The 24,374-nt window shown below is 32.0% G+C and carries 28 protein-coding genes and 1 riboswitch; of the genes, 17 read left to right on the top strand and 11 right to left on the bottom strand.

Annotation, left to right across the window (positions count from 1 at the left end; translation table 11 throughout):
• Positions 1-830: 830 nt before the first annotated feature.
• Entirely contained in the window at positions 831-1,337 is a 507-nt protein-coding gene (locus RCH19_RS03545) for a tetratricopeptide repeat protein (protein WP_343022056.1), read from the top strand.
• 133 nt (positions 1,338-1,470) lie between these two features.
• Here RCH19_RS03545 and RCH19_RS03540 read toward each other — a convergent pair whose 3' ends face one another.
• The 4 genes from RCH19_RS03540 to RCH19_RS03525 form a co-directional block, all read right to left on the bottom strand.
• Positions 1,471-2,004 carry a DUF4252 domain-containing protein gene (locus tag RCH19_RS03540; protein ID WP_343022055.1) on the bottom strand — a complete coding sequence of 178 codons (534 nt, stop codon included), beginning with the start codon at positions 2,002-2,004 and terminating at the stop codon, positions 1,471-1,473.
• Positions 2,005-2,008: 4 nt separating this feature from the next.
• Positions 2,009-2,503, bottom strand: a complete 495-nt coding sequence (locus tag RCH19_RS03535; protein ID WP_343022060.1) for a DUF4252 domain-containing protein — start codon at positions 2,501-2,503, stop codon at positions 2,009-2,011.
• A 180-nt stretch (positions 2,504-2,683) separates the two neighbouring features.
• Entirely contained in the window at positions 2,684-3,181 is a 498-nt protein-coding gene (locus RCH19_RS03530) for a hypothetical protein (RefSeq protein WP_343022054.1), read from the bottom strand.
• On the bottom strand, positions 3,168-3,677 hold the full coding sequence (locus RCH19_RS03525; protein ID WP_343022053.1) for a sigma-70 family RNA polymerase sigma factor: 510 nt from the start codon (positions 3,675-3,677) through the stop codon (positions 3,168-3,170). Before RCH19_RS03525 ends, RCH19_RS03530 begins: the two co-directional genes overlap by 14 nt.
• Positions 3,678-3,800: 123 nt before the next feature.
• Here RCH19_RS03525 and RCH19_RS03520 point away from each other — a divergent pair, with 123 nt between their 5' ends.
• Entirely contained in the window at positions 3,801-5,252 is a 1,452-nt protein-coding gene (locus tag RCH19_RS03520) for a S41 family peptidase (RefSeq protein WP_343022052.1), read from the top strand.
• 170 nt (positions 5,253-5,422) lie between these two features.
• On the opposite strand, the gene RCH19_RS03515 is transcribed toward RCH19_RS03520, so the two are convergent.
• On the bottom strand, positions 5,423-6,451 hold the full coding sequence (locus RCH19_RS03515; protein ID WP_121926064.1) for a DUF5074 domain-containing protein: 1,029 nt from the start codon (positions 6,449-6,451) through the stop codon (positions 5,423-5,425).
• Positions 6,452-6,454: 3 nt separating this feature from the next.
• A complete protein-coding gene (locus tag RCH19_RS03510; protein WP_343022051.1) occupies positions 6,455-8,290 on the bottom strand; it encodes a TonB-dependent receptor in 1,836 nt (611 codons plus the stop codon).
• Positions 8,291-8,319: 29 nt separating this feature from the next.
• Positions 8,320-8,519, bottom strand: a riboswitch (cobalamin riboswitch).
• A 318-nt stretch (positions 8,520-8,837) separates the two neighbouring features.
• Between RCH19_RS03510 and RCH19_RS03505 the strand changes: the two genes are divergently transcribed.
• From RCH19_RS03505 to RCH19_RS03495, 3 genes are read left to right on the top strand one after another with little or no spacing between them, the layout of a single operon-like run.
• On the top strand, positions 8,838-9,974 hold the full coding sequence (locus RCH19_RS03505) for an ABC transporter substrate-binding protein (RefSeq protein WP_343022050.1): 1,137 nt from the start codon (positions 8,838-8,840) through the stop codon (positions 9,972-9,974).
• A gap of 1 nt (position 9,975) precedes the next feature.
• The gene (locus tag RCH19_RS03500) at positions 9,976-11,007 is read left to right on the top strand and encodes an iron ABC transporter permease (protein ID WP_343022049.1); all 1,032 of its coding nucleotides are present in this window, start codon (positions 9,976-9,978) and stop codon (positions 11,005-11,007) included.
• Complete coding sequence (locus RCH19_RS03495; protein WP_343022048.1) at positions 11,007-11,789, top strand: ABC transporter ATP-binding protein; 783 nt, start codon at positions 11,007-11,009, stop codon at positions 11,787-11,789. Before RCH19_RS03500 ends, RCH19_RS03495 begins: the two co-directional genes overlap by 1 nt.
• A 1-nt stretch (position 11,790) precedes the next feature.
• Here RCH19_RS03495 and RCH19_RS03490 read toward each other — a convergent pair whose 3' ends face one another.
• Together RCH19_RS03490 and RCH19_RS03485 are read right to left on the bottom strand one after the other, a co-directional pair.
• The gene (locus tag RCH19_RS03490; protein ID WP_343022047.1) at positions 11,791-12,246 is read right to left on the bottom strand and encodes a tRNA (cytidine(34)-2'-O)-methyltransferase; all 456 of its coding nucleotides are present in this window, start codon (positions 12,244-12,246) and stop codon (positions 11,791-11,793) included.
• 80 nt (positions 12,247-12,326) lie between these two features.
• Positions 12,327-12,893 (bottom strand): pseudouridine synthase, encoded by a 567-nt coding sequence (locus tag RCH19_RS03485; RefSeq protein WP_343022046.1) that lies wholly within the window; start codon positions 12,891-12,893, stop codon positions 12,327-12,329.
• Between the two features lie 172 nt (positions 12,894-13,065).
• On the opposite strand from RCH19_RS03485, the gene RCH19_RS03480 reads away from it, so the two are divergent.
• On the top strand, positions 13,066-13,440 hold the full coding sequence (locus RCH19_RS03480) for a hypothetical protein (RefSeq protein WP_343022045.1): 375 nt from the start codon (positions 13,066-13,068) through the stop codon (positions 13,438-13,440).
• Positions 13,441-13,670: 230 nt separating this feature from the next.
• Here RCH19_RS03480 and RCH19_RS03475 read toward each other — a convergent pair whose 3' ends face one another.
• Together RCH19_RS03475 and RCH19_RS03470 are read right to left on the bottom strand one after the other, a co-directional pair.
• A complete protein-coding gene (locus tag RCH19_RS03475) occupies positions 13,671-13,946 on the bottom strand; it encodes a type II toxin-antitoxin system RelE/ParE family toxin (protein WP_343022044.1) in 276 nt (91 codons plus the stop codon).
• Positions 13,939-14,178 (bottom strand): CopG family transcriptional regulator, encoded by a 240-nt coding sequence (locus RCH19_RS03470; protein ID WP_121926055.1) that lies wholly within the window; start codon positions 14,176-14,178, stop codon positions 13,939-13,941. The genes RCH19_RS03475 and RCH19_RS03470 overlap by 8 nt, the downstream gene beginning before the upstream one ends.
• 214 nt (positions 14,179-14,392) lie before the next feature.
• Between RCH19_RS03470 and rmuC the strand changes: the two genes are divergently transcribed.
• The 4 genes from rmuC to RCH19_RS03450 all read left to right on the top strand — a co-directional run bounded on the left by rmuC (position 14,393) and on the right by RCH19_RS03450 (position 17,385).
• Positions 14,393-15,763, top strand: coding sequence for a DNA recombination protein RmuC (gene rmuC / locus RCH19_RS03465; protein ID WP_343022043.1), 1,371 nt, complete (start codon positions 14,393-14,395; stop codon positions 15,761-15,763).
• 6 nt (positions 15,764-15,769) lie between these two features.
• Complete coding sequence (locus tag RCH19_RS03460; RefSeq protein WP_343022042.1) at positions 15,770-16,135, top strand: 6-phosphogluconate dehydrogenase; 366 nt, start codon at positions 15,770-15,772, stop codon at positions 16,133-16,135.
• Entirely contained in the window at positions 16,136-16,684 is a 549-nt protein-coding gene (locus tag RCH19_RS03455) for an acyl-CoA thioesterase (protein WP_343022041.1), read from the top strand.
• Positions 16,685-16,845: 161 nt separating this feature from the next.
• A complete protein-coding gene (locus RCH19_RS03450) occupies positions 16,846-17,385 on the top strand; it encodes a YceI family protein (protein ID WP_343022040.1) in 540 nt (179 codons plus the stop codon).
• A gap of 2 nt (positions 17,386-17,387) precedes the next feature.
• Here RCH19_RS03450 and RCH19_RS03445 read toward each other — a convergent pair whose 3' ends face one another.
• Complete coding sequence (locus tag RCH19_RS03445) at positions 17,388-18,302, bottom strand: TIGR01777 family oxidoreductase (protein ID WP_343022039.1); 915 nt, start codon at positions 18,300-18,302, stop codon at positions 17,388-17,390.
• 117 nt (positions 18,303-18,419) lie between these two features.
• Between RCH19_RS03445 and RCH19_RS03440 the strand changes: the two genes are divergently transcribed.
• From RCH19_RS03440 to RCH19_RS03410, 7 genes are read left to right on the top strand one after another with little or no spacing between them, the layout of a single operon-like run.
• Entirely contained in the window at positions 18,420-19,079 is a 660-nt protein-coding gene (locus RCH19_RS03440; RefSeq protein WP_121926050.1) for a TetR family transcriptional regulator C-terminal domain-containing protein, read from the top strand.
• The gene (locus RCH19_RS03435) at positions 19,079-20,386 is read left to right on the top strand and encodes an AarF/UbiB family protein (RefSeq protein ID WP_343022038.1); all 1,308 of its coding nucleotides are present in this window, start codon (positions 19,079-19,081) and stop codon (positions 20,384-20,386) included. The genes RCH19_RS03440 and RCH19_RS03435 overlap by 1 nt, the downstream gene beginning before the upstream one ends.
• Positions 20,386-20,520: a DUF2256 domain-containing protein gene (locus RCH19_RS03430; RefSeq protein WP_121926048.1), complete on the top strand. Its 135-nt coding sequence runs from the start codon at positions 20,386-20,388 to the stop codon at positions 20,518-20,520. The genes RCH19_RS03435 and RCH19_RS03430 overlap by 1 nt, the downstream gene beginning before the upstream one ends.
• Positions 20,496-21,800: a DASH family cryptochrome gene (locus tag RCH19_RS03425; RefSeq protein WP_343022037.1), complete on the top strand. Its 1,305-nt coding sequence runs from the start codon at positions 20,496-20,498 to the stop codon at positions 21,798-21,800. The genes RCH19_RS03430 and RCH19_RS03425 overlap by 25 nt, the downstream gene beginning before the upstream one ends.
• 6 nt (positions 21,801-21,806) lie before the next feature.
• The gene (locus RCH19_RS03420) at positions 21,807-23,291 is read left to right on the top strand and encodes an FAD-binding domain-containing protein (protein ID WP_343022036.1); all 1,485 of its coding nucleotides are present in this window, start codon (positions 21,807-21,809) and stop codon (positions 23,289-23,291) included.
• 40 nt (positions 23,292-23,331) lie between these two features.
• Positions 23,332-23,616 (top strand): TIGR03643 family protein, encoded by a 285-nt coding sequence (locus RCH19_RS03415; protein WP_121926045.1) that lies wholly within the window; start codon positions 23,332-23,334, stop codon positions 23,614-23,616.
• A 46-nt stretch (positions 23,617-23,662) separates the two neighbouring features.
• Positions 23,663-24,346, top strand: coding sequence for an SDR family oxidoreductase (locus tag RCH19_RS03410; protein ID WP_121926044.1), 684 nt, complete (start codon positions 23,663-23,665; stop codon positions 24,344-24,346).
• The last annotated feature ends 28 nt before the right edge of the window (positions 24,347-24,374 follow it).

Raw genomic sequence — 24,374 nt, 5'->3', positions numbered from 1 at the left:
ATTAGTTCGCTGTAGGAATCTTGCATTTGCTATAATTTGGAATCACAAATATCTAGATTTTAATATTTCCCCACAACATTATGTATTGATCCAAATAAAGTCGCTTTAAAGGCTTTTTATCGAAATGATGTAAGGAAGTTGTGGAAACTTACAAGGTGCGATATAACCGTGCATAAAGTCCTTCAAACACTTATTTAAGAAAATATATAAAAAGTGTAAAAGTTCGCTCAAAACTTGATGAAAAATGTGCAATACCATTTAAGTTTATGAAAAATTTAAATCATCTATCGATCTTAAATTTTCAGCTCAAAGTATTTGAGTTCAAAATACTTCAATAAATTTATAGTAGCAGAATTTTTTAAAAGAAATAAGTAGGGTTTGCAATAATCAATACTATTAATACAGCAATAGAAATAGTTAAAGTGACAACGAAAAAAGTACCAAGATATAAAAAGGCTGAAGTAGTTTTTGAACTGTTCGATCTATTATTTTGTTTATACTTTAATTGATTCATCATTTTAGAAATGCAGATTAATACTCTATACAAATTATGTATTATACTACAAAAATAGAGCTACAGAAGTACTTCCACAATACCCACAATTAGTGATATTTAAAAAAATTTCAGATCGATAATTTTATTTACGGCATTTGAATTTGTAATTTAAAATACTTAAAACAATACCAATCAATATTTTAAGCATTCTCAACAACCCAATCAAATAAATTCAATTCTAAATCGTTTACTAAATTATAAAACAAAAAATGTATCTTTAATTGATTAATGACATACTATTTATAAAAAACAAGCCAACTTAAACTTTGCCTTTATGAAGAAACAATTTGTTCTCGCATTATTATTGTGCTCCTTCGTTTCGTGGAGCCAAAGTCCAGCTGCCTACGATCTTTTCGATAAAGCTTTAAAAAAATCAGAAACTGGAAATATTAAAGGAGCGATTGATGATTACACAAAAGCTATTCGCATCGATCCTTTGTTTGCTGAAGCGTATTTAAATAGAGCGCTTTTGAAACAAAAGCTGGGAGATGTCAAAGGCGCTTTAGCTGATGTTAATACAACAATAAAAATAGAACCATCTAAAGGAGATGCTTACACAACAAGAGCTGATTTAAATTATAAGGCTAAAGATTATGCTAGTACTATTAAAGACTGCACAGTATCAATAGAATTAAATGCCAAAGATTATATTGCTTATAATCTAAGAGGTCTTTCTAATTTTCATCTAAAAAATAAGAAAAATGCGTGTGCTGACTTTGCTAAAGCAATTCAATATGGTAGTCAGAGTGCCATAAAAAACAAAAACATGTTTTGTAAATAATTTTGTAAAGTTTCTAAAATTCAATTATCTAAAAATAATTACGGCAATCTATTAAAAACAAAAGCGCCTTGAGTAAATTTCAAAACGCTTTTGTCATAATATATTTCTAATCGGTAAATACGTGTCAATTAGTTTATTTCATTAACTGTTGTAATGGTTTCAATTGCTCTAGATCAATATTTGAATGTTGTAAAACGCTTAACATCGTCATAACGTCTGTTGGATTCATATCTTTTCCTAAAATTCGAACTACGGCAAAACCATTTTCTTTTTTATTAGCATAGAAAACAAACTCTTTTATATGGTCATCAGTTCCAACAAAACTAACAGAACCACCTTCTTTACCAGAGCCAAATTTCATTAACTGTTGGTATTTTTTATCTTTCAAAATTAAATCAACCTTTGCACGCTCTAATTCAAACTCTGCTTTATTTGTGTCCGTAAGTTTAAAAGCTAAAACATTCATTTTCTCAAATGATTTCAAAGCAGCGGTTTGAGCAACTGATAACTTATTCTTATCGACGTTTAATATCTCCCGAGATACATCTAACGCTATAAAGTTTTTATTTTCAGTATTTTCCACAAAATACTTTTGCAAACTTGGCTCTGAATTACAACTAATTAAAAATAAACTAAAAAACAGTACGATTATGTTTAGTGCTTTCATAGTATTATTTTTTACCTTTTGTCGCTTTCTTCAAGTCTTCACCGCCTGGAATTCTCATTTTATCCGTAAGAATAGAGATTTCGTTCAAATCAAAATTACCAGTTAACGACATTAACACGCTATCTGTGTTTTTAGCTCCTTCGATAAACATTAATAATTCTCTGATTTGAGAATCAGTTGTTCCAGACTTCACTAAAATTTTGACATTTCTTCCATTTTCATTTACACGCATCAATTCTTCTAAACCAGCAGTTTTAATATACTTATCAGCTACTAATCGCATTTCACCTTCAACTTTTGAATTCTTTGTGGTAAACACTTTTAAATTATCTAGTTTTTTGATCAGACTAAGGTATTGTTGTGTCTCTTTATCAGAAGCATCTACTTTTACCTTACTCATTAAATCAAACATTTTTTTATTGACAATAATTGAAGTGACATCATCTTGACCGTCGAATTTATCGAAAGCTGATTGCGCAAAAGTTACAGTCGAAGCCATAGCAAATAATAGTGTTAGAAAAAAAGCCTTACCAAAACTGAATTTACTGTTTCGTGTTTTTTGTTGTGCTTTCCCAGAAAAGCTCGCATTTTGATTGATTGATTCCATTTTATAAATTTATTAGTATTATTTAAATTAATTACTGCAACTACTGCTGTTGCCCTTGATTATCAGGAACTTTTACAGCCCTTGAGAGTTATTTTTAGGACTTCTAAATATCCTGTTTTTTGTGTTTTGATATTCTTCGATATACTGTACACTTTCTATGCCAACATTTACTTTGAGAGATAGTAACGACAACGCTTTCTGTGTTTCTTCAAAAGCAACTTTAGGATCATCGTAAGTTCCTAGTTCGTCATTTTCAATTCTGTTATCCGAAGCGTAAAACATATAAGATCCAACTCCTAACAAAACAAGCATAGAAGCGGCAATTGAAAGCCAATAAAAATTTCTCTTTTTAATAATCTTTTGATCTTTGTTCATTTTAAATTTATATTCTGTATTTGTAGACTGTTGCTTTTTTGCATTAGCTAAATGCTGAAATAAAGGTTTATGTTCCATTAGATGAGAGGCAACTTGGTTAGATGAAAAATATTCCTTTAATTCTATTTCTTCATCAATCGAGGTTTCTCCATCAAAATATTTCTGCAGCAGCGTTTCGACTCTATTTGATTCCATAATTGTGTGCTTTTATCATAAATCCTCTAACTTCTTTTCTAGCTCTTGATAGTGAAACTCTAATTGTACTTTCACTTAAGTCTAATATTTTTGCCATTTCTTCAAAATCGTATTGTTCTATATCTCGCAACTGGATAATGATTCGCTGTTGCATAGGTAATTTATTAATACATCTCTCAACCCAATACAAACTATCATAATCCTCTACTCTTTTCTCCAATCCTGAATCACTACTTTTAAAATCAGTATCATTTAAAGTAATATTTCCTCCTCTTTTAGACTTCAGCTGATCTAGACAATAATTCTTTGTAATTGTCATAGCAAATGCTTCCAGACTTTTAAAAGTTGATAAGTCACTATTCTTATTCCATAATTTTACCAAAATCTCCTGAGTTGCATCCTCGGCTTCCTCTCTACTTATCAATAGACGTTTAGCGAGTCTATAGACTTTTTCTTTAAATGGCGATACGAGACTTATAAACTCATTTTGGTTCATAAAGAGTAGTTATTAAAGTGATTCTAATTTTAAGACGATTCAGATTTCTTTTTGTTACAAAGAAGAGGAAATAAAACTAAAGTTAGTATTTTTACGTTTATAATTGATATCGATATCCCAAACATGAAAAAAACACTCCTATTTTCGTTTTTATTATTTTCAGTTCTTTTTACTTTTCAAAGTTGTCAAGATAATGATGATGTTGCTCCTCCTGCAACTTTAGAGGTTCAAGATTTTATTTGGAAAGGTTTAAACCAATATTATTTATGGCAAGCAGATGTGCCAAATTTAAGTGATGATCGCTTTGCCGATCAAAAAGCTTTAAACGTTTTTTTAAATAAATATCCAGTTCCCGAAGAACTATTTGATGCTTTAAGAGTAGATGAGTCTATTGATAGATTTAGCTGGATTGTGGATGATTACTTAGAGTTAGAAGGACAACTTCAAGGTACAACTAAAAACAATGGTGTTGAATTTGGATTGAGTTATAAAAACGGAAGCCAAACCGAAATATTCGGTTACGTTCGTTACATTATCGCAAATTCTGATGCGTCAACTAAGAATATAAAACGTGGTGATATTTTTACTGCAGTCAATGGAACGCCATTAACAGCTAGTAACTACTCAGCCTTACTTTTTGGATCTAATGAGAACTACACATTAAATATGGCAGATTTGAATGGTACAACTGTAGTAAGTAATGGAAAATCAGTTTCATTGACAAAAACAGTGTTGACAGAAAATCCAATTTTAATTAATAAAGTCATTGCATCTGGAGCAAACAAGATTGGTTATTTGATGTACAATGGTTTTTATGGTGATTTTGACAGCAAGTTAAATGATGCTTTTGGAAGTTTAAAATCGCAAGGAGTCACAGATTTAGTTTTAGATTTAAGATACAATGGTGGAGGATCTGTCTTAACTGCGACACGATTAGCTAGTATGATTACAGGTCAATTTAAAGGTAAAGTTTTTGCTAAGCAACAATGGAACTCAAAAATTAACGCCTATTTTGAAAGAGAAGATCCTTCTCAATTATTTAATTATTTCACTGATAAAATTGAAGCTACACCACTTAATAGTTTAAACTTAACTAGAGTTTACATATTGACTGCTAGCGGTACTGCATCAGCAAGTGAATTAGTAATTAACGGATTAGAACCTCACATTAATGTGATCCAAATTGGTGATCTAACAGTTGGTAAAAACGTAGGTTCTGTAACCTTATACGACTCTCCTGATTTCACTGATAAAAATAGAAATCCGAAACACAAATACGCAATGCAACCAATTGTTTTAAAAATTGTAAACTCTGTTGGTTTTGGTGATTATTTCACAGGTCTAAAACCTGATTTTGCAATAAAAGAAACTTTGAGCACATTTGGAACTCTTGGCGAAAGCTCAGAACCTCTATTAAATGTTGCAATTGGAAAAATTACAGGAACAGGAAGAATGTTAAAACAAAATTCGACAGAAACTTTTAAGTTTTTTAAAGACTCTAAATCGATGACACGATTCCAAAACGAAATGTATATTGATAAAGCTCCCGAAGGACTTTTAAAAGCTTTAGAATAAATAAACTCTCCTATATAGTTATCGTATTACTATTTTTAATTTAGTATTACGTTTTACTTTAATACAAATGCTATTAAAACCAAAAAAGCACCATTTTTCGTAATGAAAAATGGTGCTTTTTTAATATTAATAATAAGGTTGAAGAATTAATGACTCCTTATCATTTTTTTTTAATTATTAGCGTAGAAACTATTTGGTCCTAAACCTACAGTAACCGATTTTAGCTCAGTACCAGTATTAGAGAATACTTTTGCAGTACCTGCAGCTGTAAATCCATTAGCATCAGCTGTATAAATTTTATTTCCTATTACACTAAAACCATACAAAGTAGAAAAATTATTATCAACAACTGAAAACAGTGGTGTTTCATTGAAAGTAGTAGCATTTAATGACATAGCATAAATTCCTGTTCCTTTAGTATAATATATTTTATCACCTTCGATATCCATATTCAACGCTTTCGTAAACGTAGTTGATTCTATAGAAGTTGCAGTGTCATTGGTTGTATTAATTTTAAATAATTTACTTTTCGTGCTGTTACCACACAAAACATAAACAAATCCATTTTTCTCTTCAATTGAATTAACTCCATTCTCAACTATGATCGTACTCATAGCATTGTTACTTGATGGATTGATTACCGTGACATTACTTCCACTTCCAAAAGCACCATTAGTAACATATAATTTACCATTAGCAGTAATTATTTTCTCTGATGTTTTATTAATCACAATAGTTTCTAAATAACTGTACGTTTTTGCATCATAAACCGTTACTGCTTTAGTTTTCGAATTGGTCACATACAATTTATTGTTTAAAACAACACTGTAACGAGGGTTTTTAAGTTGATCTGTAATAGTTGCTATACTTTTAAAAGTATATCTATTTACTACTTCAACCACATTTGAATTGTTTAGTACAATAAATGCTTTATCGTCTGAAAAACTTAGTGATTGCGCTACATCCCCTAATTTTTTATCGCTGTTTTCTATGCCAAAAATATTATTTACTACTGTAAAATCATTAGAAATATATGAAACAGAAGCATTTGGTGTACCAAAGTTACCTTCATTCAAAACAAGAACTCCATTATCATATGCTCCTAAAGGAACATTATTATCAGTGGCATCATCATTACTACAAGAAGCAAGTAATAAAGCACTTGCGAAAATTCCTAAAAAAACATTTTTAAATTTCATTGTTTAATAATTAAGGGTTAAATAAAGAGTTAAATTCCTTCCGGGCATCATACGACTAGGAAGGCTTTCATATTTTTCGTTCCAGACATTGGCTATTTTAAAGCCAATTTTAAATATATCTTTTTTACTGAAATTATAATCCATTCCTATATTTGAAACATTATAATCAGTTAAAATAGTATTAGGATCATTATCAGATGTTGTGAAAACTTCACCAATAAACATAAATTGATAGTACAGCGCAAAGTTTTTATATGCGTAAGAGGAGGATGCTGTCATTTTATGATAAGGAACATAAAATAATTGTTTATCATTTTTGTCATCGGTAGAAACGGTGTATGAATACGTTCCATTAAAACCTACAGAATGTTTATTAAAATGTTTTTGCCAACCTAACAACGCTTCTGCACCATAAATAGAGACCTTATCTGTATTTACAGGAGACCAATTACCACTATTATTAGGTAACCAGCGAATCATATTATCGATTTTAGAAGCGTAAGCATTAGCGGATAAAGTAAAATCTTTGTATTGGAAATCATTACTCACTTCTACCTGATACGAGTTTTCTGGTTTCAAATCAAGGTTACCGCTTCCTAACCAATATAAATCGTTAAATGTGGGCGTTCTGTAATTGCGTGATACGTTAAGTTTCAACTGATATAATTTCGAAAAATCAAACTTTGATCCCGCTGAAAAAAGAATTGGACTCTTATAAACGTCGGAGATTTCTTTTCGAAAACTGAGTTCGTAATTCCATCTTTCGGTAAGGCTATGTTTTAATAAAACACTTACGCCTCCTATTTCTCTGCTTTCCGTCCCGATGCCAGATCCAATACCTTTACTTTTATTGTAATCTACAATTGTGTTGAGAATCATTTTTGGAGTAAAAGCATAGAGAAAGTCATATTTTGCAATAAAACTATTTACTCCACCCAACTCATATTCTTTAGTATCGATATCCTCAAAGTAGTTGTAATGTTCAGTGATATAAGCTACTTTCAAATTGGAAGTAGAATTCCCTACAATGCTCGTCCATGTCACTAAATTTCTGGTATTGAAGTCCTGATACTTTGTTTTGACTGCGTATGGTGACGTTAATGAAAAATGTCGTTCGCCATCATAAAGTTCACTGTAAAACTTAATACTATTTTTAGCGTTAATCTTGTACCCTACTGCTGTACTTAAATTATTATTGTAATACTGTCCATTGACATTTCTATCCTCTTGACCAACAAATTTAAAATCATTATCGGAACTGTTTCTAGTTAAACTTGCATTTACGCTCCAATTATTTGTTGCAGATGTAATTCCATAAACTGCGCTCAGCGTATTAAAGTCGCCGTAATATACTTCTAGATTATTTTTGAAAGTGTTTTTAAACTTCAAATCATTATTTAAATGGATTGTCCCTCCTATTGCGCCACTTCCGTAAATTACACTTCCACCACCCGCTTTAACATCTATCGAATTATAGCCTCTCGTCGAAATCGTATTGAAGTCGGTTTGCCCTAATAATTGCGAATTGATATTAATACCGTTCCATATTACGGCAGTTTGCTGTGCTGTGGTTCCTCTGAAAGACGGTGAAGAAACCATTCCCAAACCATTTTCTTTAAAATAAATTACCGAATTGTAGTTTAAAAGTGAAGTCAGCGAAGATTGATTTTTACTAATGATAGAATCGTTCAGTTTAAGAACAGATTGTGAGTCAGTAAAATTCTTGAGTTGGTTATCAGATACTATAACTTCATTCAAAGGTATAGCCGTATTATTTTGTGCAACAATAAGTTGACCAAATAACAAAATGCAAGAAAGAAGAAATTTTTTAGTTGCCATAATTTCTGAACCTTTTTCCCGAAAGTTCGATATTAGTTAAGAAATAAGGCAGGTCTCCTGGCTTGCGTCTTGTTGTTTACCTTCCCATCGCGCAAGGCGTGACAGTGGTTTTGTAGATAACAACAAGCTTAATAGCGTACAGTTGCGGGAACAGCTTAGGTTTTAAACCTAATTCCCTTTTAATGTGTTTTGCATAAAACAAAATACAACCTTAATTCGGATGCAAAGGTAGAAAAATAAAACAATGTAAGGTTAAAGAACAAGGATTATAAATTTAAACTCTCTTAAAACACTAGTTAACAGTTATTTAAACTATTTATTTACTCTTATCTTCCTTCTTAGTTAATTTATAAACTAAATAAGCGAAACCAACTATAAAATGCAATATGATAACGCCGGCAACGATATATATGAAGGTGTTTGAATTGTCTCTCATGGTTTATTTTTTGTCAAAGTTACGCTATCGATGGTAGAAAATAAGTGCCTAATATCACACATCAGTTTTTTTATTGAAACAAAACTATACTTTTGTAAAAAAAATTGCTTTATGAAATTCGTTAAAAATACAATTTACTTTTTTCTTTTCTTTTTGTTATTCGTCCAATGTAAAAAAGAAACGGGTGCTGAAAACACAGTTGCAGTAAAAAACGAAATCTTATACGCTAAAGGACTTGAAATTTACAAATACAAAGGTTTTTCGATACTTAAAATAACGAAGCCTTGGCCTGGAGCGAAAGAAAATTTCAATTATATTTTACAAGAAAAAGACGGAATTATTCCAGATAGTTTAAAGCAATTTCCTGTTATACCTATTCCCTTAAAATCAATAGTAGTAACATCAACTACTCACATACCCGCCTTAGAAATGTTAGGTGTCGAAAAAACATTAGTTGGATTTCCAAACACCGACTATATTTCATCTGCACTAACAAGAAAATTAATTGATTCTGGGAAAGTTCGAGAAGTTGGAAAAAATGAATCATTAAATACCGAAGTGCTCATAGATATGGCACCGGATTTAATAGTTAGTTTTGGTTTAAGCAACAGCAATCCCACTGTTGACAATTTACAAAAAAGTGGTTTAAAAGTAATTTTTAATGGCGATTGGACCGAGCAATCACCACTTGGAAAAGCAGAATGGATCAAGTTTTTTGGCGCGTTGTACGGATTAGACAATAAAGCAAATGAAATATTCACTGAAATCGAAAAAGAATACAATAGCACTTTGGCTTTAGCCAAAAAAGCGCTTTCAAAACCTACTGTTTTAAGCGGAGCGATGTATCAAGAGCAATGGTACGTTCCACAAGGCGAAAGTTGGGCAGCACTATTTATGAAAGACGCACAATCAAACTATTTATGGTCAAATACTAAGGGAACTGGAAGTTTAACTTTGCCATTTGAAACCGTAATTGATCAAGCTAAAAGTGCCGAATTCTGGGTTAGCCCTGGAGATTTTTCCTCCTTAAAACAGATGGAGGATAGTAATCCACATTATAAGGAATTTGATTCTTTTAAGAATAAAAAAGTATATTCGTATAGTGTAAAAAAAGGTTTAAAAGGAGGAATTGTTTATTTTGAATGGTCGCCAACACGCCCAGACTGGGTACTAAAAGACTTAATTAAAATATTTCATCCTGAATTACTGCCGAACCACGAACTTTTTTTCTTTCAGAAATTAGAATAAATTGAACAACTCAAACCGAAACTCCTTACTTTTTGTACTCCTAACCTTTGGAGTTATTTTGTTGTTCTTAATAAACATTAGTTTAGGATCAGTGTCCATTCCTTTAAAGGAAGTTTTTAATAGTCTTATTGGAGGAACTCCCGTTAAAGAAACTTGGCATTATATCATTGTTAATTATCGTTTACCTAAGGCTATAGCAGCTATTCTAGTGGGAATGGGCTTATCTATAAGTGGTTTATTAATGCAAACTTTATTTAGAAATCCTCTAGCCGGACCCTACGTTTTAGGACTGAGCTCTGGCGCTAGTCTAGGAGTAGCAGTAGTTATTTTAGGCGCTGCATTGATGCCTTCATTTTTAGCCACGTTTTTATTGTCTTCTTATGGAATTGTTTTGGCATCCAGTTTAGGAAGTTTTGCAGTTTTACTGGCAGTTTTAACGGTTTCTCATCGTTTGCGCGATACTATGGCAATATTAATTGTCGGGCTTATGTTTGGTAGTTTAACCAGTGCAATTGTAGGAACACTAACTTATTTCAGCACTGCAGAACAATTACAAAAATTCACTTTTTGGTCATTAGGTAATTTAGGCAATTTATCGTGGACTGCAATTGTGATTTTAGCTTGTTGCGTTGTGAGCGGTTTACTCTTAAGTATTTTCAGCATAAAACCTTTGAACGCTTTACTTCTTGGCGAAAACTACGCAAAGAGTTTAGGATTGAATTATAAAAAATCACGAATCATAATCATATTTGCAACTAGTATTTTGGCTGGAAGCATCACCGCTTTTGCAGGACCCATTGCATTTATAGGATTAGCAGTGCCTCACATTGCAAAACTAGTTTTCCAAACGAGTAACCACACAATATTATTTTGGAGTACTATCCTGTTTGGTGCATTAATTATGCTTATTTGTGATAGTATTTCCCAACTTCCGGGAAGTGACATTACATTGCCAATAAACGCTGTTACCAGTATTTTTGGCGCACCAATCGTAATTTGGCTCTTGATTAGAAAACAAAAAATGATCAATTAATGAAAAACGAAATCATTTTACAAGCTTCTAAAATATCCATTGGTTATACCTCCAAAAAACACAATACTGTTATCGCATCTGATATTGATTTATCTCTGAAAAAAGGAAAGTTGATCTCTTTAATTGGCGCCAACGGAATTGGAAAATCGACACTTTTGCGAACGATAACGGGAATTCAGAAAACAATTTCGGGAACCGTACTACTTAAAGAAGTTAACATTCACGAACTAGATGCTCTAACACTAGCCAAAAATTTAAGTGTAGTACTGACTGAAAAGTTACCACCTAGCAATTTAACTGTTTTCGAATTGATTGCGTTAGGGCGACAACCGTATACGAACTGGATTGGAAAATTAACCGCAGAAGACATTACTAAGGTAAATGAGGCAATGGAGTTAACTCAAATTACTCATTTAGCTGATAAAAAGCATTTCGAAATAAGCGATGGTCAATTACAAAAGGTTTTGATTGCAAGAGCGCTGGCTCAGGATACACCTTTAATAATTTTGGACGAACCCACTACACATCTTGATTTGTTACATAAAGTTTCGCTTTTTAAATTGCTTAAAAAGTTAACAAAGGAAACAGATAAATGTATTCTTTTTTCTACACATGATATCGATATGGCGATACAATTGAGTGACGAGATGATCATTATGACAACAGAAACTGTAATTCAAGACGAACCTTGTAATTTTATTGCAAAGGGCAGTTTTAGTAGATTATTTAATGACGAACATATTGTTTTTGACCCAGAAAAAGGAAAGTTTATAATTATTTAAACTACTTGTTTAACATAATTTGCCTTTTGGCTTCACCAATAACAAAAGCTACGGAATTTGCAATATTGAAACTTCGTATTAAATTTGACATTGGTATCGTGAGATGATTTTCAAATTGCTCCAAAACCTCAAAACATAATCCTTTGCTTTCTTTTCCAAAAACCAACCAATCGCCATCTTGAAAATCTATTTCTAAATAGGATTTGTCGGCATGCGAACTCATTAGAAAAACGCGCGATAAATCAGAAATTTTCGATTTCCATTCCGCTACATTTTCATATTCAGTTACATCAAGATGCACCCAATAATCGAGTCCGGAACGTTTCAAGTTTTTATCATTAATCACGAAACCAAAAGGATGAACTAGATGCAACCGACTTTCAGTACCAACGCACAAACGACCGATGTTTCCAGTATTGTTAGGTATTTCAGGTTCTATTAAAACAATATTTAACATTTAGATTTTTGATTTTTTATTAAAGTTCTGAGGTTGCGTGATTGACTGAAGGTTTTTTATTTCATCTGAAATTACTATTGCTATTGAAAACTGTCAACTGCAATAACTTCTCCAGCTTGTAAGTCATTAAGGTGCAAATTTCCTATTCGAACGCGTACTAAGCGCAAAGTAGGAAATCCAACAGCAGCGGTCATTTTGCGAACTTGACGAAATTTACCTTCATTTACTGTAATAGACGCCCATGAAGTTGGTCCGTGTCGTTCATCCCGTATCTTTTTACCTCTCGGTCCAAAAGCAGGAATTTCTGTAATTAATTTAGCTTGACAAGGTTTCGTAATGTACTTAGTTCCATTAAATCCTATTTCAACTCCTTTTTGCAATTGCTCTATTGCGGCTTGAGTAATGATTCCGTCGACTTGGACATAATACTCTTTATCTACTTTTTTACTCCTGATGATTTCACTCATCATTCCATCTGTAGTAAGTAAAAGTAATCCCTCGGAGTCCTCGTCTAGACGCCCTATAGCCATGGTTCCTTTCGGAAAATCATACAATTCGCCTAGCAGTTTCTTTTTCCTTTTTAATTCGTAAATAAACTGACTTAAATAGCCGTACGGCTTATGAATAATGAAATGAGAATGAGACATGAAGCGATACGATTAGTAAATGCAAAGATAGTTTTGTTTTCACTAAATGTGAAATGGTAATTAGCTGCATTTAAATCATTCTACATAAAAACATGTTAAATAATTCAAATTCACCACTTAATATTCGTAATATTATACCTAAGTAAAATGATATTCATTAAAATTAATCATTATGGAAAGCAACGATTTAGGTTCAAAAAAGACAAATAATAAGCAGAATACAAATGAGGGATTTAGTGGTGAAAACATCCCTGAAGATTACAACTCTGCTACATCAAATATTACAGAAGAAGTAGAAATTGACGCTAATGGCAATAAAAAAATTGTTCAAAGAGCGCGTAATGTGGATGGAAGTGTTGCATCAATTCCTGACGAAGAGAGAAATTGGAACGAAAACGAAAGTTTAAGTCGTTCTGTCTCTTCTGAAAAAGAGGAAATGCGAACTGTTGAAAATAAAGATTTAAATTCAGACATTACCGCTTATCGTTATCCTGCATCTCATCCAGACAATCACGAAGATCGAGGTAATATCAAGTTAGACGAATAGTTTTTATATTTTTTTCAGAAAAAGCCAATAGGATTTAAAATTCTTATTGGCTTTTTTTTTGTAGAACATTTAATATTAAAATTTTAAAATAAAAGGAGAAACGGAATTAAAATTAGGGGATTAAAGCATATTTGGATTAAAGTCAAGCAAATTTAGAATCAGCTCGATTAGATAGAAAACAACACTCAAGTAAGGTTCAATGTAGACATGTTGATTAATATAAATTTTACTTAATAATCTTGCCTTCCAATTATCGTTACAATTTCAATTTCGTCACCGTTAATATTATAATAGATTGTATCGACGCCGCAAACGCAATAACGCTCTACATCTTTATATCTAATTACCGCAGGAAATAAAAAGGGATTTAAAGCAATTTTGTTAAAACATTCAAATAACATACTGTAATACTTATTTGCCTGAAGTAAACCAAATCTTCCCAAACCAAATTCAAAAATCCTGGTAATATCCTCCTCTGCCTCAAACGAAAGGGTAAACTTATACATTCAAGCGACTTCTAATTTGTTCTAAAAGCTCTTCTTTAGTTTTAGTACTAAATCCACTTTTTAAACCTCTATCAATTTTCATTTGAACGTATTCATGATACTCTTCACGCTCACGCGCTTGCTTAATCAAAAAATTCACAGCTTCACTTTTGCTCGAAAATTCTTGTTCAGCAACTTGATTTTTTAACCATTCGTCATTTTTCTCTGCTAATGTGATACTTTGTCTTGACATAATTAAAATATTAGTGGTGTAAATATACACCAATATAAATTCAAAATTAAAAAATTTATTATAAACCTAAGCAGAATATTTCCTAATTAGAGTCTTTTATGCTGAAGAAATCAGCTCCAAAAAAAAACTATTAAATCAATCACCGGCACTAAACGCATTTTAAATCTTACAATTCATATTATTCCTTACTTTTACTTTTCAAAACCTATTTCTCATGTCTACTGTACTACCGTTTTTAGTCGTTTTTATCATTGCGCTACTCCTAGGCATTTTTATTGGCAAACTAATATTCTCATCTCGATTCCTTTCGGAAAAAATTAGTTTGGAAGAAAAAATGATTGCTGCTAATGCGCAGATCAATCAATTAAAAGAACAAATTGATGCTGAAAAAGCCAATTTCGGCAAGCAGTTACAAAACAGCAATTCTGAAAAAGAATCGATCCGAACGGAGAAAGACAGTCTAGCTATTCAGCTTTCTAAGAAAGAAGTTGATTTTGAAAATCTGTGGGAACGCAATAAAGAACAAAAAGAAGAAGTCGAAAAGCTGCAAGAGAAATTCACAAAGGAATTCGAAAATTTAGCCAATAAAATTCTCGAAGAGAAATCGAATAAATTTACAGAGCAAAACAAAGAGAATATGAAAAATATCTTGACTCCACTGCAAGATAAAATTCAGTTATTCGAGAAAAAAGTAGAAGACACACATAAAGAAAGTATTGATTATCATGCTGCATTGCGCCAACAAATTTTGGGTTTACGCGAAATGAATATCCAAATGAGTAAGGAAACCATAAACTTGACTAAAGCGTTAAAAGGCGATAGTAAAATGCAAGGTAATTGGGGTGAATTAGTTCTCGAACGTGTGCTTGAAAAATCAGGATTAGAGAAAGGACGTGAATATGAAGTGCAGCAAGCTTTTACTACTTCAGAAGGAAATCGCGTGTTTCCTGACGTAGTCATTAATTTACCAGATGGTAAAAAAATGATTGTAGATTCGAAAGTTTCATTGACAACTTATGAAAAATTCATAAACGAAGAAGATGATATCGTAAAGAATGGTTATTTGAAAGAACATGTATTATCTATTAAAAGACACGTCGAGCAATTAGGAAATAAAAACTACCACGAATTATACCAAATCGAGAGCCCAGATTTTGTACTTTTATTTATTCCAATTGAGCCTGCATTTGCGATGGCGCTGAATGAAGATACTAGTTTATACAATAAAGCATTCGAAAAAAATATCGTAATCGTGACTCCCGCAACTTTATTAGCCACTTTGAGAACTATAGATAGCATGTGGACGAATCAAAAACAACAAGAAAATGCATTAGAAATTGCCCGACAAGCGGGAGCTTTATATGATAAATTTGAAGGTTTTGTAAGTGATTTAATTCGGATAGGAAAAAAGATTGACGAAACAAAAACGGAGTATACGGGCGCAATGAATAAATTAGTCGATGGAAAAGGTAATTTAATAACTAGCGTTGAAAAATTAAAAAAAATGGGAGCTAAAGCTAAAAAAGCACTTCCTGAAAATATTATAAATCGAGCAGAAAAAGACGAAAATCATCTATTAAATTAATTATCCATGAAAAAATTTCTATTAATAATAGTTGCTATAAGCGCAGTAGCAGTCGGAGTTTATTTTGGCTTTTTGCACAATGCATCGTATAGCGAAGGCGTGCGTTCAGGCGAACTTATAAAAGTGAGTCATAAAGGAATTCTGTTTAAAACGTGGGAAGGCGAAATAAGTCAGGGAATTTCAGGAGCGCAAATCTTTTCTTTTTCAGTTTTAGATAATGAAAAAAACGTAATTATAGATTTAAAAAATATGGAAGGCCAATATGTCCAAGTAAGTTATAAAGAACGATATAAAACTTTTCCTTGGTGGGGCGACACGCGCTACTTTATTACGTCTGTTAAAAAAGTCAATTCTCCATTTAAAATAAAATAAATGAATTCAATTTTTAAAACTGTTTCTTCGTCTGATATCAGTATTTCACAACTAATGCTTCCCAGCCATTCCAATTTTAGTGGTAAAATTCACGGAGGCTATATCTTATCCTTATTAGACCAGATCGCCTTTGCTTGTGCTTCAAAATTTTCTGGTAATTATTGTGTTACCGCTTCCGTAGATACAGTAAATTTCCTGAATCCTATTGAGGTGGGAGAATTGGTTACTATGAAAGCAAGTGTAAACTATGTTGGTAAAAGCTCCATGATTATTGGTATTCGAGTAGAAGCTGAGAACATTCAGACCGGCCAAATAAAACATTGCAATTCCTCTTATTTTACAATGGTTGCTAAAGATAAAGATGGAGTAAATATTCCTGTTCCAGGACTAATTTTATCTCAAAAGAAAGATGTGAGACGCTTTATAAATTGTATCAAGCAAATTGCATTAAAAAAAGAACAAAATATTCACGAAGAAGAATTTGATTACAACTCTGAGGAGTCGATCGAAAGTCTGAAGAATTATAACATCAAATTAGAGCTAAAATAAGTTTCATTAATAACGTTAGCTCATTCCCATAACAACGATCTATTCTACCTTATATAATAGGACAACAATCTTTATACAGTCAGCGCTATCAGCGGCCTTTATTTTCGTTTTGAATACGAATTATTTTTTTGTAACTTTAAGTAATTAACTCATAGACTAATATGAAAAAAATTACTTTTTTAGTTTTAACATTACTTTCATTTATAGCACATGCTCAAGAAAAAATGATGTCTAATAATGGCATCATAAATTTTGAAGCATCTATTCCTTTATTCGAAGAAGTGAAAGCTACAAATAACAAAGCGAGGTGTGTACTAATTACAAAAACAGGCGAGTTTACTTGTTGGGTTACGGTTAAGGATTTTAAATTTGAAAGAAGCTTAATGGAGCAACACTTCAACAGCAACTACATGGAAAGTGATCGTTACTCTAAAGCTCTGTTTAAAGGAATAATTGAAAAATTTAATTTAACTACTATTACTTCTCAACCAAACTCTTATCAAATTAATGGTAAAATGACACTACATGGTCGTTCTAAAAAAATGTCTGTGAAAGGAACTTTAAGAAAAGTCGAAAAAGGTATCGAATTCACGTCAGAGTTCCCTTTAAACACGGATGATTTCAAAATAGAAATACCTTTATTAGTTCGAGGTAAAATTTCTAAAAATGTAAATACACGAATTATCTGTTTACTTAAATAAATTTAATCCTTCACACAATCTTTAAGTGCTTCTTCTAATTGTGTATATTTAAAATTAAAACCAGTTTCTTCTATCTTTTTCGATGAAACTCTTCTCCCAGTTAAAACAATTTTTGACATTTCTCCTAAAGCCATTTTTAATACAAATTCAGGAACGTTCGGCAACCATATTGAATAACCAAAAACACGAGCCAAAGTTTTAGAAAAAACACTATTGTTTGTATTATCACATACAGCAGCATTATATGGTCCGGCCATATCTTCCTTAATTATAGCTTGGTAATACATTCCACATAAATCATCTATATGAATCCACGGCATATACTGTTTTCCAGAACCTAAAGCCGAACCTAATCTATATTTGAATAGTGGAATCAATTGCTTTAAGAATCCATCGTTTCTGCCCATTACTAAGCCTGTTCTTATTTTTACCGTGCGAATGTTTAAATTCTCAATGAAATCAATCGAATCTTCCCACTTCTGACAGGCGTAACCCAAGAAGTCATTTGCTGGAGCATCACTTTCTTTACAAATCTCTTCTCCATTAACAGCACCATAGTAACCAACAGCTGAGGCAGAAATAAAAGCATCTAATTTCTTGTAATGTTTTTTAAGTACCATATATAGGAGTTGCGTTGATTTCTCCCTACTATCAATAATAGCCGCTTTCCTTTTGGCAGTCCAACGCTTCTCAGCGATATTCTCTCCTGCAAGATGAATAATATAATCTGCTTTCAAGACTGCATCCTCCTCAATAAACTGAGCCGCGACGTCCCATTTATAATAGAAAATATCTTTTTTATTTTGTTTTTCCGACCTGCTTAGAATTGAAACTGTGTAGCCTTTGCTAATCAATAAATCAGTCAAATGTCTACCTATAAATCCTGAACCACCACTAATTAAAACGTTCTTTTTCATAATACCGTAAAGCTACTCATTTTTAATACTATAAAATTATATTAAATTTTGTTTAACTTTATTAAAATATCGTTAAACATTTATTATCTTTATACTCTAATTTGAAATACACACAAAATGGCTACTAAAAAAACAGCAATAACAAAAGACAAAATCGTTTCAATGTACATGGATTATGTATTGGAGCATAGTGAAAAACCAAAATCTGTTTATCATTTCACGAAAATGAATGATTTTACTGAAACTGAATTTTATGCTTTTTTTGGAACATTAGAAAGTATTGAGAAGGAAATTTTCAAAATGTTTGTCGAAAAGACTACAGAACTGCTTGCTAAAAATGCAGATTATGAAACTTACGACATGAGAAGCAAGATGCTAAGCTTTTACTTTACATTCTTTGAAATCCTAACGGCAAACAGAAGTTATGTGATGTTAGTTTTAAAAGAGCAGAGTAATCAGTTGAAAAAACTAATGCAATTGTCTGGTCTTAGAAACAGCTTTAAAAATTATTTGACTGAAATTATTTCAGATGATTTTAGAACACAACAAGAGAAACTTCAAAACTTTCAAGAGAAAGCATTTCAAGAAACTTCATGGATTCAATTGCTGTTGACATTAAAGTTCTGGATGGAAGATTCATCACCTGCTTTTGAAAAAACAGATATTTATATTGAAAAATCAGTAAAAGCGACTTTCGAATTAATGAACATCGCTCCAATAGACAGCTTAATCGACTTTGGAAAATTTATTTTCAAAGAAAAAATATACAACAAATAATGAAAACGATAGACTACATACCAACTTCAAAAATTGAAAGAGCTACAAAACTAGTGCAAACTGGTGCAAAAGTAGGAGTAAATTATTTGAAATATTACGGTGAGAAAATGGTCAATTCAGATTTGACACGGGATAAACTCAACGAAGATAATGCTGAGGATATTTACGATGGTTTGAAAAGCCTAAAGGGAAGTGCATTGAAAGTTGCGCAAATGTTGAGTATGGACAAAAGTTTCTTACCGCAAGCGTATGTAGAGAAGTTTTCACTTTCTCAATTTTCAGTTCCACCTTTATCTGCACCTTTAGTGTTGAAGACTTTCAAAAACAACTTTGGTAAAACACCTTACGAGATATTTGATGAATTCAATGCAACTTCAGTAAATGCAGCAAGTATTGGTCAAGTCCATGTGGCGATGAAAGACGGAAAGAAATTAGCTGTCAAAATTCAATATCCTGGAGTGGCAAATAGCATCTCATCTGATTTAGCAATGGTTAAACCAATAGCTATTAGAATGTTCAACTTGCAAGGAAAAGATTCTGATAAGTACTTTAAAGAAGTAGAAGATAAATTGATAGAGGAAACGAATTATTTATTGGAACTAGAACAAAGTCAAGAAGTTGTCGAAGCTTGTAAAAAAATTGAAAATTTAGTTTTTCCAGAATATTATGCTAAATATTCTTCTGAAAAAATCATTACAATGGATTGGATGACAGGGATTCACTTATCTGAGTTCACCAAGAAAAACACAGATCAAGCAGTAGCTGATAAAGTTGGTCAAGCGCTATGGGATTTTTATATGTACCAAATTCATATTTTGAAAAAAGTACATGCTGATCCGCATCCTGGAAACTTCTTAGTAAACGATAAAAATGAATTAGTTGCACTGGATTTTGGTTGTATGAAAAAAATTCCAACCGACTTCTATATTCCTTACTTTGAATTAATAGATAAAAATGTAATTAATAATGCTGAAATCTTTAATGCAAAATTATTTGAATTAGAAATTTTACGCACGGATGATTCGAAAGAGGAAATAGCCTATTTCACTGAAATGTTCCATGATTTACTTTCTTTATTTACTAAACCATTCCAAGATAAAACTTTTGATTTCTCTGACGAAACGTTTTTTGAAAGTATCGCTCAATTAGGCGAACGCTTTTCCAAAGACACGAATTTGAAAAAAATGAATGGAAATAGAGGTTCGAAACACTTTATATACATGAATAGAACGTTTTTTGGCTTGTACAACTTAATGTTTGATTTGAAAGCTAAAATAACTGTCAACGAATTCGAAAAGTACGAATAGTGAAGAAGGAAAATCTGCCTACTAAAATGTGTTTGGTTTGCAACCGACCTTTTACATGGCGGAAGAAATGGGAGAAAGTTTGGGAAGAAGTCAAATATTGTAGTGAAAAATGCAAAAGAAACAAAAAGGGTTAGTTTGGTTTAGAAATGATTTGAGAGTAAATGATAATGAATCATTGACTAATGCAATTGCTGAAAACGATTCTGTTATTGCAGCATATTGTTTTGATCCCAGACATTATGAAGTGACTCCTTTCGGATTTAAAAAGACTGAAAAATTTAGAGCTAAGTTTTTAATTGAGACGATTACGGAACTTAAGGAGAATTTACAAAAACTCAATATTTCTCTTTTGGTTTACAATCAAAAACCAGAAGACTGCATTGCTGAGATTATAGCATCACACGAAATTAATTCAATATACCTTCAGGAAGAATGGACAACTGAAGAAATGGAAGTTTTAGAAAATGTAAAATCTAAGGTTTCTAGCGAGATTGAATTTAAATCGACTTACAATCAGTTTTTATTTCATCCAGTCGATGTTCCATTTGAATTGAATTTTATTCCAAATGTGTTTACACAATTTAGAACAAAGTGCGAAAAATACACAAAGGTTAGGGCTGAGTTTGTAGTAAATAGAGTGGCAGAAGAGAATCTGATAACAAATGAAACTGAGATCCCTTCATTGGAGGCATTAGGTTTTAGTGATTTTGCTACAGATTCTCGAACTGCTTTTCCGTATCAAGGTGGCGAAAATCAGGCAATAGAAAGAATTCAACACTATTTTTGGGAAACTAAAAAACTTGGTGTTTATAAATTAACGCGCAATGGCTTAATAGGTAAAGATTTTAGTTCAAAATTTTCTCCTTGGTTAGCTAATGGCAGTATTTCAGCTAAAACTATTTATTGGGAAATATTAAAATACGAACGAGAAATAGGGAAAAATGATTCGACGTATTGGTTAATTTTTGAATTGATTTGGAGAGATTATTTCAAATATGTTTCTCTTAAAAATGGCAATTCGATTTTTAAAATTGGAGGAATTTTAGATAAAAACTACGATTGGAAAAAAAATCCATCGGCAATTAACGCGTGGATAAATGGAACAACAGCTGAGCCTTTTGTAAATGCTAACATGATAGAATTAAAGCAGACAGGATGGATGAGCAATCGTGGAAGACAAAATGTAGCATCTTACTTTGCTAAGAATTTACTTTTAGATTGGCGTATTGGAGCTGCTTACTTTGAGTCAACGTTAATAGATTATGATGTCCACAGTAATTATGGCAATTGGATGTATGTATCTGGTGTGGGCAATGATCCAAGAGATCGAAAGTTCAATATTCCATTGCAAGCGGAACGATATGATGGAGAATCAAAATTTCAGAAGTTATGGTTGCAACAACAATTATTTTAGAAACACATGAGCACAAATAAAAAAATTATTAATGTAGTTTGGTTTAAAAGAGACCTTCGTTTGCAAGACAACGAGGCGATTTTTAATGCGTCAAAAACAGGTATTCCAACTTTATTGCTTTATGTTTTCGAAAAATCATTAGAGCATGATTCGCATTACAGTGCGAGACATTGGAATTTTATTAAGCAATCTATTATAGATATTAATACTCAATTGCAACCGCTTAATACACACGTTTTAGCCGTTTCATCAGAAGTGATTCAGGCGTTGAATATTATCGAGGAAACTTATAAAATTGACACTGTATTTTCTCACCAAGAAACCGGTTTAAAAATTACTTACGAAAGGGACAAGAGTTTTAAAAGATTTTGCAAAAACAACCAAATCAATTGGGTAGAAAATATCAATAATGGAATTTTTAGAGGTTTAAGTAATAGATCAAATTGGGTCACTAATTGGGAAAATTACATGAATGATTCTTTATTCGTTTTTAATCCAACCCCAAATGATTTCTTGAAAAATAGCGAAATTATAGAACTTGAAAATGTATTAGATAAGAAAAATTTAGAATCCATTCCGGATGCTATTTTCCAAAAAGGAGGTTCAACCATGGCTGGGAAATATCTACAGACATTTTTAGATGATCGGTATCACAGTTATAGTTACAATATTTCAAAACCATTGCTTGCTAGAAAAAGTTGCAGCAGATTATCGCCTTACATTGCATGGGGAAATTTATCTTCAAGACAAGTTTTACAAAAGGCAGCGACATTCCGACCTACCTGTTCTGATAAAAAGCAAATTGACTCTTTTGTATCTAGATTGACTTGGCAAGCACATTTCATTCAGAAATTTGAAATGGAAGAGATCATGGAATTCGAAAGTGTTAATAAAGGTTTTCATTCTCTGAAGAAGAAACAGAACGAAAATTATATAGAAGCGTGGAAAACAGGGCAAACAGGATTTCCTTTAATTGATGCATGTATGCGTTGTTTAAATGAAACTGGCTACCTGAATTTTAGAATGAGAGCCATGCTAGTTTCTTTTTTTACTCATAACTTGTGGCAACCATGGCAAGATGCTACATCTCACCTGTCGCAAATGTTTTTAGATTTTGAACCTGGTATTCACTTTCCACAATTACAAATGCAAGCTGGCGAAACTGGAATCAATATGTTACGTATTTATAATCCAATAAAAAATAGTTACGATCACGATCCCGACGGAGAATTTATAAAAAAATGGGTTCCAGAATTAGACAATTTACCTAGAGCATTTGTACATGAACCATACAAAATGACCTATTTAGACCAAAAATTTAATGATTTCGAATTAGGAGTGAATTATCCAAAACCTATTGTAAATATGGAACGAACTAGAAAATTTGCAAGTGACTTTTTGTGGAAAATGAAAAAAAATCCAATGGTAAAAGAGGAAAGTCTGCGAATATTAAAATTACATACTATGTCTGACATTGGCGACAGCGAATAGTAAAAAAATAGAAGTACAACAAATCATAAAATTTAAAATCGTGACGACAAAAAAAGAACTTAACGATATTGACAAAGATCGAATCATAGAAATGGCTTGGGAAGACCGAACCACTTTTGACGCAATTTTAATGCAATTTGGCTTAAAAGAGCAAGAAGTAATCGACTTAATGCGAACTGAAATGAAAGCCTCTAGTTTTAGAATGTGGCGCGAAAGAGTTCAAGGCCGAAAAACAAAGCATGAAAAATTAAGGGATTTTCGAGAAGGTCGCTTTAAATGCAGTATGCAAAGGCAAATTAATAATAATAAGATTTCAAAGCGTTAACCTTCGCTAAAAGTAAAATAAGAATAATAACTGATTGATATAAAACATGAAAAACATTGTAATCATAGGTGGTAGCAAAGGAATTGGTAATGCGATTTTGTTACAACAATTAGAAACTAACGCAGTCTACAACATTAGCCGCAATGCTCCAGAAATTGAACATGCTAATTTAAAGCACTTTTCATTAGATGTATTGCAAGATGCACTTCCTGAAATTGAAAGCATTGATACCTTAATTTATTGTCCAGGTTCTATCAACTTAAAACCAATAGGAAGTTTAAGTATTGAAGATTTTAGAACTGACTTTGAAATAAACGTTATTGGCGCAGTAAAAGCAATCCAAAAGTATTTACCGACACTAAAAAAAGGAACTGATCCATCAATCGTTTTATTTAGTACTGTTGCGGTAAAACTAGGAATGCCATATCATGCTAGTATCGCTACAGCAAAAGCAGGAATTGAAGGTTTAGTAAAATCATTAGGTGCTGAGTTAGCTTCAGTTGTTCGTATCAATGCGATTGCTCCTACGATTACAGAAACTACACTTGCTGCTGGAATTTTAAGAAATGATCGAATGAAAGAAAATATGGTGGAACGTCATCCAATGAAAGGATACTTAAAACCAGAAGAAGTAGCAAGTATGGCTAACTTCTTAATATCTGAAAATGCGAAATCAATTTCAGGACAAATTTTTGAAATGGACTACGGAATCGTAACATTCAAAATCTAATAAAAACCAGATAATAAAATATATAACC

The sequence above is a fragment of the Flavobacterium sp. PL12 genome, assembly GCF_039123485.1.
Classification (GTDB): domain Bacteria; phylum Bacteroidota; class Bacteroidia; order Flavobacteriales; family Flavobacteriaceae; genus Flavobacterium; species Flavobacterium weaverense.
Note: the sequence above shows the minus strand (reverse complement) of the source record. Positions and strands in the feature narration are given on the sequence as shown.

What these genes read in the sequence shown, in the direction of transcription:
- RCH19_RS03545 (WP_343022056.1), top strand. Translation starts at nt 831, where the DNA reads ATGAAGAAACAATTTGTTCTCGCATTATTATTGTGCTCCTTCGTTTCG.
- RCH19_RS03540 (WP_343022055.1), bottom strand. Translation starts at nt 2,004, where the DNA reads ATGAAAGCACTAAACATAATCGTACTGTTTTTTAGTTTATTTTTAATT.
- RCH19_RS03535 (WP_343022060.1), bottom strand. Translation starts at nt 2,503, where the DNA reads ATGGCTTCGACTGTAACTTTTGCGCAATCAGCTTTCGATAAATTCGAC.
- RCH19_RS03530 (WP_343022054.1), bottom strand. Translation starts at nt 3,181, where the DNA reads ATGGAATCAAATAGAGTCGAAACGCTGCTGCAGAAATATTTTGATGGA.
- RCH19_RS03525 (WP_343022053.1), bottom strand. Translation starts at nt 3,677, where the DNA reads ATGAACCAAAATGAGTTTATAAGTCTCGTATCGCCATTTAAAGAAAAA.
- RCH19_RS03520 (WP_343022052.1), top strand. Translation starts at nt 3,801, where the DNA reads ATGAAAAAAACACTCCTATTTTCGTTTTTATTATTTTCAGTTCTTTTT.
- RCH19_RS03515 (WP_121926064.1), bottom strand. Translation starts at nt 6,451, where the DNA reads ATGAAATTTAAAAATGTTTTTTTAGGAATTTTCGCAAGTGCTTTATTA.
- RCH19_RS03510 (WP_343022051.1), bottom strand. Translation starts at nt 8,290, where the DNA reads ATGGCAACTAAAAAATTTCTTCTTTCTTGCATTTTGTTATTTGGTCAA.
- RCH19_RS03505 (WP_343022050.1), top strand. Translation starts at nt 8,838, where the DNA reads ATGAAATTCGTTAAAAATACAATTTACTTTTTTCTTTTCTTTTTGTTA.
- RCH19_RS03495 (WP_343022048.1), top strand. Translation starts at nt 11,007, where the DNA reads ATGAAAAACGAAATCATTTTACAAGCTTCTAAAATATCCATTGGTTAT.
- RCH19_RS03490 (WP_343022047.1), bottom strand. Translation starts at nt 12,246, where the DNA reads ATGTTAAATATTGTTTTAATAGAACCTGAAATACCTAACAATACTGGA.
- RCH19_RS03485 (WP_343022046.1), bottom strand. Translation starts at nt 12,893, where the DNA reads ATGTCTCATTCTCATTTCATTATTCATAAGCCGTACGGCTATTTAAGT.
- RCH19_RS03480 (WP_343022045.1), top strand. Translation starts at nt 13,066, where the DNA reads ATGGAAAGCAACGATTTAGGTTCAAAAAAGACAAATAATAAGCAGAAT.
- RCH19_RS03475 (WP_343022044.1), bottom strand. Translation starts at nt 13,946, where the DNA reads ATGTATAAGTTTACCCTTTCGTTTGAGGCAGAGGAGGATATTACCAGG.
- RCH19_RS03470 (WP_121926055.1), bottom strand. Translation starts at nt 14,178, where the DNA reads ATGTCAAGACAAAGTATCACATTAGCAGAGAAAAATGACGAATGGTTA.
- rmuC (WP_343022043.1), top strand. Translation starts at nt 14,393, where the DNA reads ATGTCTACTGTACTACCGTTTTTAGTCGTTTTTATCATTGCGCTACTC.
- RCH19_RS03460 (WP_343022042.1), top strand. Translation starts at nt 15,770, where the DNA reads ATGAAAAAATTTCTATTAATAATAGTTGCTATAAGCGCAGTAGCAGTC.
- RCH19_RS03455 (WP_343022041.1), top strand. Translation starts at nt 16,136, where the DNA reads ATGAATTCAATTTTTAAAACTGTTTCTTCGTCTGATATCAGTATTTCA.
- RCH19_RS03450 (WP_343022040.1), top strand. Translation starts at nt 16,846, where the DNA reads ATGAAAAAAATTACTTTTTTAGTTTTAACATTACTTTCATTTATAGCA.
- RCH19_RS03445 (WP_343022039.1), bottom strand. Translation starts at nt 18,302, where the DNA reads ATGAAAAAGAACGTTTTAATTAGTGGTGGTTCAGGATTTATAGGTAGA.
- RCH19_RS03440 (WP_121926050.1), top strand. Translation starts at nt 18,420, where the DNA reads ATGGCTACTAAAAAAACAGCAATAACAAAAGACAAAATCGTTTCAATG.
- RCH19_RS03435 (WP_343022038.1), top strand. Translation starts at nt 19,079, where the DNA reads ATGAAAACGATAGACTACATACCAACTTCAAAAATTGAAAGAGCTACA.
- RCH19_RS03425 (WP_343022037.1), top strand. Translation starts at nt 20,496, where the DNA reads ATGCAAAAGAAACAAAAAGGGTTAGTTTGGTTTAGAAATGATTTGAGA.
- RCH19_RS03420 (WP_343022036.1), top strand. Translation starts at nt 21,807, where the DNA reads ATGAGCACAAATAAAAAAATTATTAATGTAGTTTGGTTTAAAAGAGAC.
- RCH19_RS03410 (WP_121926044.1), top strand. Translation starts at nt 23,663, where the DNA reads ATGAAAAACATTGTAATCATAGGTGGTAGCAAAGGAATTGGTAATGCG.